Source organism: Thermonema rossianum DSM 10300 (assembly GCF_000426825.1).
Classification (GTDB): domain Bacteria; phylum Bacteroidota; class Bacteroidia; order Cytophagales; family Thermonemataceae; genus Thermonema; species Thermonema rossianum.
This window is the reverse complement of record NZ_AUGC01000001.1, coordinates 414,184-425,942: the sequence shown is the minus strand read 5'-3', so window position 1 is coordinate 425,942 and position 11,759 is coordinate 414,184. Positions and strand designations below refer to the sequence as shown.

The following is an 11,759-nucleotide window of genomic DNA, read 5'->3' as shown; positions in this document are numbered from 1 at the left end:
TACTACAAATTAAAAGCTTCGAAACAAGCGTGCACTTTCGTGCCAAGGAATACGGCTCAACATAAGTATCAAACTAATCAGGAAAAACACAAAAGCGTGTTTAAACTTTTGCTTGTGTGCCCGGGCACGTTTCGACTTCGTACGCCCTACCTGTGCCAAAATAACAGCCAACAGCATCACTGTTGCATGTTCCACTGCCCAATAGCGCAAGCCTGCATTTTTCATCACTACCTTGGCACCTTGGGCAAAGGCATCCAAACCGAAGGGGCTAAAAACAAAATAAAGCAGCAAACCCAACACCAACTGCAAATGCATCATGCCTACAAAGGCTGCCTGCATGCCATTGTCTGACTTTTTGAAAGGCAGTCCCATTTGCCATCCGCGAAAAGAACGGATGAGTACCCAAAGGGCTGTCAGCAAGATAGCCCACCGTAGCCATGAGTGCAAAAAGAGTAAAATTTGATAAAAGCTCATAGTTCTATGCATTTTGATGAATCAAACGACAAGATACCGCAAAGCCAATAAAGTTGCAAAGGCTATATTCATGCTCATGGCTCCGGTAATATTCATGCGCATGGCCTCTTCGTAGGTGGCCTCTTGGCGCCTGTATGCCCGGCGCATCCAATAAAAAAAATAGATACCGGGCAGCAACAAACATCCCGACAATACTAATAAATAAAGCCTGTCGGCGAAATAATAGGCATATGCAACATGGCCCAAAGCCGTGAGTAAAAGAAAAAATGATGCCCAAAGGAATGTTCCCTTTACCCCCAAACGCAAAGAAAGTGTCAGGTCTCCCCTTTGGCGGTCTTCTTCATGCTGATACACCTGCGTGAGCGGATACGTAGCCGCCAACATGAGACTACTCAACAGAGCGGCTGCCCGGTGCTGCTGCTCTGTTTCCTCGCCCGGTGCCACTGCCACTACGGTAGCCATATAAACCCAAGCCCCCTGGAAAAGGACCACTGCCAACCAGCCTAAATAAGGATGGCGCTTAAGACGGATAGCCGGATGGCTGTAAGCCTTCGATACCAACACATACACAAGCACCATGCAACCGTAGAGTACATGCACGACAAAAGCCAACCCCACTCCTAAGGCTGTCCATAGTAAGCTTATCCAATACAAAATTTCTGTTACAGGCGGTGGGCTCTTTAAACCGCCAATACTTCCCTCGTCTTTATCGAAATAACTATTGTAGGCGTTGCTTGCAGGATAAATAAACACATGCCACACAATGAAGCTTCCCCACACAGCCCAGCGGTCTTCAATGCGGTGCACCTGGCTCAGAGCGTATAAATACACCGGCATCAAAAACAATGAAAAAGGGAAGCGGAAGTGCAATATAACATCGCGTAATTTCATCAGCTTCCTTTTTCCAAGCTTTGAATAGTTCCATTATTTAGCAGGTGCACTTTATCAGGTCGATGCCGCTGCTTGGGTAACGTCATCGCCGGCACATAAACATTCCAAGCATCGTCAAGAATATAAGTATCTCCCAGCAGAATCCCCACCACCGGGTGCCCTATGCGGTTGAGCAGCTTATGCCAGCTTTCTTCCTTACTCAAAGAAATCCACAATTCATCAGCTGCCACCCCTTCCGGCAACAAATGGTATTGCTCAAACTTCACCCACAAAGGACGGCGGTTCATCTCCATCCAGTCCCAAGCTATATCCGGCACCTCGGCAACATATTGTGACAGCAAGCCGATGGACTCGATATGCAACACCACTTCTTTTTGTGCCAGTGTGCCTTTAATGTGCATCAGTCGTCCGGTTGCCTCTTTTTTCCAGCTGTCGGCAATCAACCACCAGCCCAAAGAAGAAGGATACAGGCACAAATTTCCGGTTTTTAATTGCTTTACAGTCTCTATCATTATGGTTTCTCTTATGCTGTTTTCCTCGCAAAGATACGAGGAAAGTCATGTAATACCCTGTTTTCTTTTTCAAACGCACTCATGCTTATTATCACTCGATATTTACTAACTTTGCCATGAGTTTTTAGTTTACAACTTCTTAAAAAGTAAGCCTTATGCTATTCGACTTTGATATGATTCAACGGGTGTATCAGCAACTGCCCGAGCGTGTGAATCAAGCGCGCAAAGTGCTGAACCGCCCTATGACCTTAGCCGAAAAAATTTTATATGCCCACCTCTATCCCGGGCAAGAAATCCGTGAGTTTCAGCGTGGAAAAGAGTACGTAGAGTTTGCCCCCGACCGTGTGGCTATGCAAGATGCCACTGCACAGATGGCGCTGCTCCAGTTCATGCTGGCAGGCAAAGACAAGGTGGCGGTGCCTTCTACCGTACACTGCGACCACCTGATTCTGGCCAAAACAGGTGCAGAGCAAGACCTGGAAGAAGCCTTGGGGCGAAACAAAGAAGTTTATGACTTTTTGGCTTCTGTATCCAACAAATACGGTATTGGTTTCTGGAAACCCGGTGCCGGTATCATCCACCAAGTGGTGTTGGAAAACTACGCCTTCCCCGGTGGCATGATGATTGGAACCGACTCGCACACCCCCAACGCCGGCGGTTTAGGTATGATTGCCATTGGTGTGGGCGGTGCCGATGCTGTGGACGTAATGACCGGCATGGCTTGGGAATTGCTCTTCCCCAAGTTGATAGGTGTAAAACTGACCGGCAAACTGAACGGCTGGGCTTCGCCTAAAGATGTGATTTTGAAAGTGGCCGGTATTCTCACCGTAAAAGGTGGCACCAATGCCATCATCGAATACTTTGGTGAAGGTGCCGACTCTTTGTCTTGTACCGGCAAAGCTACCATCTGTAACATGGGCGCCGAAGTAGGGGCTACTACTTCTGTTTTTGCTTACGATAGCCGTATGCGTGCATACCTCGAAGCGACCGGACGCAAAGAAGTAGCCGACTTGGCAGAAAGCATAAAAGACTATCTGCGCCCCGATGCGGAAGTATATGAAAACCCTGAAAAATACTACGACCAAGTCATTGAAATCAACTTATCGGAGCTGGAACCGCATATCAACGGACCTTTCACGCCCGACTTGGCATGGCCCTTGTCTAAGTTTGCCGAAGCTGTAGAAAAGAACAACTGGCCCGATAAGCTGGAAGTAGGTCTGATTGGCTCTTGTACCAACTCTTCTTATGAAGACTTGACGCGCGCCGCTTCCGTGGCAAAACAAGCCAAAGAAAAGAAACTGAAAGTACAAGCAGAGTTCACTGTAACGCCCGGCTCCGAAATGGTGCGCTACACGGCTGAACGTGACGGTCTGCTCGACGAGTTCGAAGCCATCGGTGGCGTGGTGCTTGCCAATGCCTGTGGTCCTTGCATTGGGCAGTGGCAGCGTCACAACAACCCCGACCGCCCCAACTCTATTATGACTTCATTCAACCGTAACTTTGCAAAGCGCAACGACGGCAACCCCAAAACCCATGCGTTTGTGGCTTCGCCTGAAATCGTAACCGCTTTTGCCATTGCCGGTTCTTTGAAGTTCAACCCCATGACCGACACCCTCATCAATGAGGAAGGCAAAGAGGTGAAGTTGGACGAGCCCAAAGGCATTGAGCTGCCCGAGAAAGGTTTCGACGTCAAAGACAACGGCTATATAGCCCCCGCCGAAGACGGAAGTCAAGTGGAAGTAAAAGTAGATCCGAAGTCGGAGCGCTTGCAGCTGTTGACACCATTCCCCGCATGGGAAGGTACCGACCTGAAAGGCATGAAACTGCTTATCAAAGCCAAGGGCAAGTGTACGACCGACCATATCTCAATGGCAGGTCCTTGGTTGAAATACCGTGGTCACTTGGACAACATCTCCAACAACCTGCTCATTGGTGCGGTCAATGCCTTCAACGGTGAAACCAACAAAGTGAAAAACCAGTTGACCGGCGAATATGACGAAGTGCCCAAGGTAGCGCGTGCCTACAAAGCCGCCGGCATCGGCTCGGTAGTAGTGGGCGACGAAAACTATGGCGAAGGTTCATCGCGTGAACACGCTGCCATGGAGCCCCGCCACTTGGGCGTGCGTGCCGTTATCGTGAAGTCGTTTGCCCGTATTCATGAAACCAACCTGAAAAAACAAGGTATGTTGGCGCTTACCTTTGCCAACCCGGCAGACTACGACAAAGTACAAGAAGATGACACCATCGATATCTTGGGTCTGGAGTCGTTTGCCCCGGGCAAGCCGCTGACCGTGGTATTACACCACAAAGACGGCAGCACCGACGAGATACAAGTAAACCACTCTTACAATGAAGCACAAATCGAGTGGTTCAAGGCAGGCTCTGCCCTCAACTTGATTCGTCAGCAAAACAACGCTTAATGCATTGCTTGACAATACATACATAGACCTATGGGCTGCGTGTCCATAGGTCTTTTTCTTTCATTTCCCAAAATACATGAAAGCCATGAAAAAAAGCACCATTCTTTCGCTGCTGTGCTGGCTTGGCTTGGCCATTGCTTGCGATATGCAGCCCCATTCCACAGAAGCAGACCCGGAGCAGTTGCGTGCACGGGCTGTCAGCGCCTTGCAAAAAGAAGACTACGCCACTGCATTGGCAAGGTATGACAGCTTGATTCTGCTTACCGACACTGTGGCTGATTACTTCTTTGAGCGCGCACTCGTAAAGGAGTTTCTTGCCGATACAACGGGCGCTCTACAAGACTATGAACGTGCCATTGAGCTGAAACAAGACTTTGCCGATGCCTGGTGTAACAAAGGGGAGCTTCTCAGGCTTCAACAGCACTACCCCGAAGCCATCGAAGCCTTATCGAAAGCCATTCAAGCACAGCCCAAAATAGCCATTCTTTACTACAACCGCGGCCTGGCCTACATGGCCACAGATAGCCTGGATGCTGCCCTCGATGATTTTACTACTGCCTTAGATTTAGCGCCTGCTTTTGCCTATGCGCATTTGGAAAGAGGGAAAGCCCTTTACAAGAAAGGGCATCACGAGCGGGCTTGCCAAGAGTGGGCAGAAGCTTATGAAGAAGGACTATCCGAAGCCGCAGACTGGATACAACAATATTGCCTTTCACAGTAGTTGTCTTGAAAAAGCAGAAGCCTTGAGTAGAGTCAAGGCTTCTTTCTTTTTTTATGTGAATATTGAAAAGGAGCTTATTCCCTGTCTCTTTTCAACTGCCACCACTTTTTCTTTTCCTGCTCTGTATAATCCCCCTCAGGCAAATCCTGTCCACCCATATAACTCATAGCACATCGGAACCCTACGGTAGCAGAGCTTTCTGTCATTTTCATAAAACGACGGGTACCGGGCGCCAACCAATAAGCCACATCTTTCCAAGAGCCGCCTTTATATACCCGGTAAATCTGTGGGTTTGCCGGATCGATATAGTCTTTGAAAAAACTATTGGGGAAGGTCATTAAATTCTCGTGCATCACCAAGTTAGAGTCCTTCAATGCCCCGTCTTTGCCCAACACTTCTTCATCATAAAGCAATACTTTCATGCGGAACTTGGCTGCCGAAGACGAGTCGGTAAAGCGCTCGTAGCGTTTGATGGCTTGTATATCTACAATATCTTCCCAACCTTCGGGCACATATACATCCTCCACCCACTCATTGACGTTACCTGCCATGTTGTATAGCCCGAAATCGTTTGGTGCATAGGCATAAATCCACTCAGTCATTACTGCCCCATCGTTTTGGCGGCCGGCTATGCCGGCATAGTCGCCCCGCCCACGCTTAAAATTAGCCATAAAATAACCGCCATGCCTTTTGTAAGGGTTGCGCAGCGCGCGCCCATCCCATGGGTATAGGCGCTTGGTTTGGTCGCGCTCGTCATCATAGCGCACACCCACCCGGGCCGAAGCCGCATATTCCCACTCTGCTTCGGTAGGCAAACGGTAATCAGGCAAGCGCAAACCATCTTTGGGCTGGGTTTGCACCACTTGCCCTTCGTCTATTTTATTGTTTTTCTTCAGACCTGTAACGTAAGTTTGGGCTTCAATGGCCTTATTTACCATCATGGTTCGCCACTTGCAAAACTCCTGTGCTTGAATCCAAGACACCCCCACGACCGGATACATCCGGAAACCGGGATAGCGCAAGTAGTTTTTCACATAGGCGTCGTTGTAGGCACCTTCGGATGCCCAAACGGTTGTGTCGGGCAACAAAATCAACTCACGATATTCTTCATAGGTTACCCCTTGAGGCACATCGCCGGGATTTTTTTCATAGTAGTTCATAAACTCGAGCCAATGCAAGTTGGCTACTTCCGTGCGGTCCATATAAAAAGAAGGTACAGTGACCCGGGTAAGCTTACTTGACGAAAGGTGCATGACGTCTTCTTCGGTAACGCCCATCACAAAACTCCCCCCCTCGATATAGACCAGTCCCGGCCCGGCTATTTGTCCGGAAAATTCACGCAGTTGATAGCTGTTTTCATAAGTAGAGTCATTGTAAGGAATGCCTGTCACTTGGCTTACTGCCCCTTTTTTGGGACCTTTGGCTGACTGCTTCTCAAAGTCATCTTTTTTCTGAAAGACTTTGCAGGAAGTCATAAGCAGCACCAACAGCATCATTCCTCCAAGACGCACCCTTACCGCAGGCATTTTCATCATTGCAATCACGGTTCTTTTACTAAGTGTAAAGTACAGGAACTGTACCAAATGCACCTTTCTTCTTTACGCAAAAAGATGCAAAAGGTTAAACAAATTTACATAAGCCCAATTTCAAATTTAGTTTTGCAGAATGCTCTTAAACAAGAAAAGGCTTTGCAAACAAAGCCTTTTCTTGCAATTTTTATACTTTTTCTTACTTCTTTCTATATTTTCTGGGATCGTTTTTCCGTCTGTTTTCCCCTTCTTTCTCTCCTGCCATGATCATGGCGCAACGGAAACCTATATCGTTGGTTGCTTTGTCTTTGTCGAGGAAGCGGCGTGTACCGGGTGACAGCCAGTAAGCCACATCTTTCCAAGAACCGCCTTTGTACACACGGGCATCATCGTTGATGAGCGAGTTCAGCTCCTTGCCTCCATCGGCTTTGCGTATCAAGTAGTTTTCTTCATCGTCGCCATATACGGACAAAGTAGAGTCCGGACGCAAGCGGGTGCTATCGAGACGTTCACGGCGTACGGGGTTCAGGTCGTCAAAGTCTTGATAAGCCAACGGACGGTACACATCCTCCACCCATTCGTTTACGTTACCTGCCATGTTGTACAAACCGAAGTCATTAGGCGGGTATGCGTAAATCCATTCGGTAATCAAGGCACCATCGTTTTGTTTTCCGGCAATACCGGCATAGTCGCCGCGTCCACGCTTAAAGTTGGCTAAGAAAGTACCCATTTCCTTCCCATAGGGGTTGCGCAGAGAGTGCCCGTCCCAGGGGTAAATCCGGCCATTGGACTGGTTCTCATCGTTATATTGAGTACCAATCAAGCCTTTGGCTGCATACTCCCATTCTGCTTCGGTAGGCAGACGATAGTCGGGCAATACCACCCCGCTTTCCAAGGGTACCTGTCCGGGTTTATATTCGTTGAGGCGCCCGTCTTTGTCTTTCTTCTTGGCTTCTGCAAACAAGTATTCGTTCACAGCTTTGGTACGCCACGCGCAAAATGCTTTTGCCTGCACCCAAGAAACTCCCACAACCGGGAAAAAGCGGAAGCCGGGATAGCGCAGATAGTTTTGTACATAAGAGTCGTTGAAGGCTTTATCGCTTGCCCAAACGGTAGTGTCAGGCAAAAGGATACGCTTACGGAACACTTCATAGCTGCTGGTGTAATCAGGGCTCAACACCAGTTTAAAGTCTTCTTGTATGGTTCCTTGGTTTTGAGGTTTTTCGTAGTAGTGCATAAACTCCAGCCAGTGGATGTTGGCCACTTCGGTCCGGTCCATAAAGAAAGACTGGATACTGATGGTGCGCTCTCTGTTGTCGCGTGTATAAAGGATGTCTTCTTCGCCTGAGCCCATTACGAAACGTCCGCCTTCAATAAATACCAGGTTGGGTCCGTCGGGTTGGCCAAGATATTCATTTACAACCAGGCTGGTTACGTTATTTACGGTGTCTTCGTAGTTATAGGGGATGCCCGTCACCTGGCTAATCATGCCCTTGCGGTGCACATCCGTACTTTTTTGAATCTGAAATTCAAAGCCCTGCTCCTTTTTCTTGAAGAGCTTACAAGAAGTAGCACCAAATAGCATCGCACCCGTCAACAGAAGGCTTCCGGCTAATTTCCCATGTTTTCTCATAACTTGTTTAACTTTTTGATAGCACCAAAGCTGAAGTTTCTACCACATGAATTGTACCAAACAATATAAATGATCGTCAGAATTTTGCAATATCTTTTAACTTTCTATTTACAAATAAAAGAAATTTTAAAGTTTATCGATAAGTCAGGTATGAAATTTACGCATTTTTTTCCATATCGCGCAATAAGTCAATCGCTTGCTTGACATTCATCACTCCTTGCGCTATCAAAACGGGCTTTCCCTTCGATTCCTTGAGACGTATTTTGTCGGGGTTTTGTTGCACGAAGCGCAAAATATGCCCGAATACTTCCGACTGAAAGTATTCTTCTTTGTCCAGGAAATAGGCTTTCATTTTATTGTTTTTCAAAACCAGCTTTTCAAAACCAAGCTTTTCGGCTATCCAGCGCAAGCGCACGGTTTCGAGCAAGTCGTTCACTTCATTGGGCAGAGGACCAAAGCGGTCGGCCAAAGCAGAGGCAAATTGCTGCAGGTCTTCTTCTGAGTGCAGGTTATCCAGTTCATTGTAAAGACGCAGACGCTCGGTGATATTGCTTACATACTCTTCGGGAATGCGCAGCTCCCAATCGGTTTCAATGATGCACTCCTGCGGACGCAACAGCTTTTGAGACAGTTCTTCGCTAAACAACTCTTTGAATTCTTCTTGCTTGACTTCCTGAATGGCTTCATCCAGTATTTTGTGGTAGGTTTCAAATCCAATATCATTGATAAAACCGCTTTGTTCGGCGCCCAACAGATTGCCGGCGCCCCGTATGTCCAAGTCGCGCATGGCTACTTTAAAACCATCGCCCAAGTCAGAGAACTCTTCCAAAGCTTTGAGGCGGCGGTGTGCTTCACGGGTAAGCGCCGTTTGCGAGGGAATGAGCAAGTAGCAAAAAGCCTTTCTGTTGGAACGCCCCACTCTGCCCCGCATCTGATGCAGGTCAGACAAACCGAACATATGCGCATGGTTGATGATGATGGTATTGGCGTTGGGAATATCCAAACCGGCTTCTATAATATTGGTAGAAAGCAAGATATCGTATTCGCCTTCGATAAAGCGGGTCATCACCTTTTCCAGATGCTTGCCGTCCATTTGTCCGTGGGCAATACCGAGTTTGGCGTCGGGCACCAGGCGCAAAATCATGTCGCCCACCGACTCGATGTCGTTCACGCGGTTGTGTACAAAGAAGACCTGCCCGCCACGCTCCAACTCAAAACGGATGGCATCGCGTATAAACTCTTCGCTGAAAGTGTGTACTTCCGTAAGGACAGGGCGGCGGTTTGGGGGCGGGGTAGCAATCACCGACAAATCGCGTGCCCCCATCAGTGAAAAGTGCAGGGTACGGGGAATAGGTGTTGCCGTCAGTGTCAGGCAATCCACGTTCACGCGCATCTGCTTCAGCTTTTCCTTTGCCTGCACACCAAATTTTTGTTCTTCGTCGATGATGACCAGTCCCAAGTCTTTGAACACCACGTCTTTGTTGAGCAGCCGGTGGGTACCAATGATTATGTCTATTTCGCCTTTGGCAAGTGCTTCAAGGGTTTGTTTAATTTCTTTCGACGATTTAAAACGGTTGATATAGGCCACCGTGCAGGGAAAATCTGCCAAGCGGTTGGTGAAAGTGTGGTAATGCTGCATGGCTAAGATGGTAGTGGGCACCAGCACAGCTACCTGTTTTCCGGCACAGACCGCTTTGAAAGCCGCCCGTATGGCCACTTCGGTTTTTCCAAAGCCTACATCGCCGCACACCAGGCGGTCCATGGGGTAAGGCTTTTCCATGTCGCGCTTCACTTCTTCCGTGGCGCGGGCTTGGTCGGGCGTGTCTTCATACATGAACGAAGATTCAAGCTCAGCCTGCAAGTAGTTGTCCGGTGGGAAGGCAAAGCCTTGTGCTGCACGCCGCTTGGCATAAAGTGTAATCAGCTCTTTGGCTATGTCTTTTACTTGCTTTTTGACGCGCTTTTTCTTTTGCTCCCACTCGTTGCTGCCCAGCTTGCTGATTTGGGGCACCTGCCCTTCTTTCCCGGCATATTTGGCAATTTTGTGCAATGAGTGCACATTGACATACAAAACATCGTTGTCTTTAAAAATAAGGCGCACGACTTCCTGCTTGCGCCCATTGGTCTCGAGGGTTGTCAAGCCAGCAAAGCGGGCAATACCATAATCGATGTGGGTAACGTAATCACCGGGCTGGAGTGACTGCAGCTCCTTGAGTGTGATGGCTTTGCTTTTGTTGAAAAGACTGCGGGTTTTGTAGCGATAATACCGGTCAAAAATTTGGTGGTCGGTATAGCATACAATACGCAATTGGTGGTCAATGAAGCCGCCCCGCAGCCCTATGAGCCACTCGTGGAATTGCACTTCGGCTTGAATGTCTTTAAAAATACGCCGCAGGCGCTCTATCTGCTGCGCAGATTCAGCAATAAGCACGCACATATATCCTTTTTGCTGCCACTGTGCCAGGTCTTCGGCAAGCAACTCAAAGCGTTTATTAAAAGAAGGCTGCGGTGCGGAAACATATTCCCAAAGCCGGCTTTCCTTCAGGAAGGCAGTGGATGAAAACTCTACGACCGCATGTGCATTTAATTGTTTTATGAAAGAAGTGGCGTTATCGAAAAGCTGCACGGGGGCTGTCACCACGCTGCTCTGTGCTGTTTTTTGCATGATGACATCGAAGGTAGCCGCCACTTTTTCAAAGGCTTTGTCCAGCAGTTCAAGCGTGTATTCCAAGCGGCTAAACCAAAGTACGCTTTCTTTGGGCAGGTATTCCAAAAAAGACTCGCGCGCCTCATGCAAAAACTTGGTTTGCAGGTTGGGCACAATATTCACTTCGCTCAGCTGCTCTTTGGAAAGCTGCGTTTCGGGGTCAAACTGCCGGATACTCTCCACTTCGTCATCGAAGAGCTCTATGCGGTAAGGGTATTCGTCGGCGAAAGAAAAGACGTCGATGATGCCGCCCCGCACAGCAAACTGCCCCGGTTCATATACAAACTCGCTTGCTTCAAAGTCATAGGTGCTCAAAAACTCCGTTAAGAAGGCAGTATCCAGCTTGTCGCCTATCCGTATGGGGAAAGTATTCTCTACCAACGTACGTTTGTTGACTACCTTTTCAAACAGTGCTTCGGGATAGGTGACTATCAAAGGCGCCTGTACCGTGCGCTTGCGCAAGGCATTCAGCACCTCCGAGCGCATCAATACATTGGCGTTTTCTACTTCTTCGTAGTGATAAGGGCGCCGGTAAGACGAGGGGTAAAGCATCACCTGACGACCGGGCAGCAGATTTTGCAGGTCATTGAAAAAGTAAATAGCCTCTTCCCTGTCGTTCAATACCAACGTATGCACTTTGGAAGGCTCAAGACGCGCCAAAGCAGCCACCAGCACTGCGGGCAAACTGCCGCTCAGCCCTTTTGCGTGTACCTTGGCATTTCCTTGCGAAAGATGGTGGTGCAAAAGCTGCACCAGGCTGTCGCGTTCGTAGAAAGTCAGTAGTTCTTGGGTTGTCAGGCTCATAGTTTCATTTCCTTCTCAAAAAAAGCAGCACCCTATAACAGGCCGGGCTGATATAGGGCGCAAAAAGG

The 11,759-nt window shown here is 48.5% G+C and carries 8 protein-coding genes; 2 read left to right on the top strand and 6 right to left on the bottom strand.

What is annotated here, in order from left to right; translation table 11 throughout:
* Window positions 1–9: 9 nt before the first annotated feature.
* From K384_RS02030 to K384_RS02020, 3 genes are read right to left on the bottom strand one after another with little or no spacing between them, the layout of a single operon-like run.
* Window positions 10–474 (bottom strand): hypothetical protein, encoded by a 465-nt coding sequence (locus tag K384_RS02030; RefSeq protein WP_038028810.1) that lies wholly within the window; start codon window positions 472–474, stop codon window positions 10–12.
* Between the two features lie 21 nt (window positions 475–495).
* Complete coding sequence (locus K384_RS02025) at window positions 496–1,365, bottom strand: UbiA family prenyltransferase (protein ID WP_038028808.1); 870 nt, start codon at window positions 1,363–1,365, stop codon at window positions 496–498.
* On the bottom strand, window positions 1,365–1,877 hold the full coding sequence (locus K384_RS02020) for a Sua5/YciO/YrdC/YwlC family protein (protein ID WP_038028806.1): 513 nt from the start codon (window positions 1,875–1,877) through the stop codon (window positions 1,365–1,367). Before K384_RS02020 ends, K384_RS02025 begins: the two co-directional genes overlap by 1 nt.
* Window positions 1,878–2,032: 155 nt before the next feature.
* On the opposite strand from K384_RS02020, the gene K384_RS02015 reads away from it, so the two are divergent.
* Together K384_RS02015 and K384_RS02010 are read left to right on the top strand one after the other, a co-directional pair.
* The gene (locus K384_RS02015; RefSeq protein WP_038028804.1) at window positions 2,033–4,297 is read left to right on the top strand and encodes an aconitate hydratase; all 2,265 of its coding nucleotides are present in this window, start codon (window positions 2,033–2,035) and stop codon (window positions 4,295–4,297) included.
* 85 nt (window positions 4,298–4,382) lie between these two features.
* Window positions 4,383–5,018 (top strand): tetratricopeptide repeat protein, encoded by a 636-nt coding sequence (locus K384_RS02010; RefSeq protein ID WP_169737598.1) that lies wholly within the window; start codon window positions 4,383–4,385, stop codon window positions 5,016–5,018.
* 74 nt (window positions 5,019–5,092) lie between these two features.
* On the opposite strand, the gene K384_RS02005 is transcribed toward K384_RS02010, so the two are convergent.
* The 3 genes from K384_RS02005 to mfd form a co-directional block, all read right to left on the bottom strand.
* Window positions 5,093–6,553, bottom strand: coding sequence for an SUMF1/EgtB/PvdO family nonheme iron enzyme (locus K384_RS02005; RefSeq protein WP_051633025.1), 1,461 nt, complete (start codon window positions 6,551–6,553; stop codon window positions 5,093–5,095).
* A 193-nt stretch (window positions 6,554–6,746) separates the two neighbouring features.
* Window positions 6,747–8,180 carry a gliding motility lipoprotein GldJ gene (gene gldJ, locus K384_RS02000; protein WP_245605268.1) on the bottom strand — a complete coding sequence of 478 codons (1,434 nt, stop codon included), beginning with the start codon at window positions 8,178–8,180 and terminating at the stop codon, window positions 6,747–6,749.
* Window positions 8,181–8,337: 157 nt separating this feature from the next.
* Complete coding sequence (gene mfd / locus K384_RS01995; RefSeq protein ID WP_211245212.1) at window positions 8,338–11,685, bottom strand: transcription-repair coupling factor; 3,348 nt, start codon at window positions 11,683–11,685, stop codon at window positions 8,338–8,340.
* Between the last annotated feature and the right edge of the window lie 74 nt (window positions 11,686–11,759).